The sequence below is a fragment of the Bartonella sp. AA86SXKL genome (assembly GCF_042196885.1).
The window spans coordinates 1-790 of the sequence record NZ_JBHIRE010000257.1; the positions used below are offsets into that span (position 1 = coordinate 1).

Genomic DNA, 790 nt, shown 5'->3' on the forward strand with positions numbered 1-790 from the left:
ACACTGGGGTAGCCCTTAAATATTTGCCATGCTTCTTTCCAAGGACCACTTCCAGGAGGTATTTGCCCAAAAGTGTAAGGATTTTTGCCAATCTTTGTACCAACAAAGTCATTTTTATGATTTTCCAAGTTTACGTAATCCTGCTTTCCATCACTTAAGATATATAACGTATCTGCCATGTTTTGAGTATTATAAGCTGGTCCAAAGAAATTAATCGTTGTTTTCTTTGCTATACCATGAACACCATGCTTTTCTAAATCATGCGATCCATTGCCCGCTGTCATACTGCCACGGCTATGCGCATCAGTATGCAATCCTATATTGCCAAGGCTATACAACAGATTCTGGTACTTCTTCGTCGAATTGGTCAAAATACCCAACTTACCTTCTAGAGCATACTGATACCCTGCAATGAACAAATCTACCAAGAACGAATCGCTATGAGGGAACATCAGAAAATAGTGTGGATCATTCTTGTTATCAGCCAACTGAACCGCATTATGGGCTGCGTCATCTGGTGTTGTAAAAATACCATTGAGAAAAACATGAACCTTGCCATCAGAACCTTTTTGTAAATTCTGTTGTTCTTCAGGCGTTAAATAATGATATTGCGGCTGCGGGTTTCCATGACTGTCTCTTATAGGATTTCCATTTTCATCTTTTGCATAGATCACATTGCCATTTTCATCGTGATCCACAGTAGCCAGATAATGCTCTTTGATAAACATGTTTACAAAGCTCTGTTCAAAGATATTAGATCCTTCATCCGATAAATCATTGATCATATCTA

The 790-nt window shown here is 38.5% G+C and carries 1 pseudogene; it reads right to left on the reverse strand.

Going from position 1 to position 790, the window contains the following annotated elements:
- Positions 1 to 790, reverse strand: a pseudogene (locus ACFIO5_RS11370) (filamentous hemagglutinin); the annotation flags it as partial.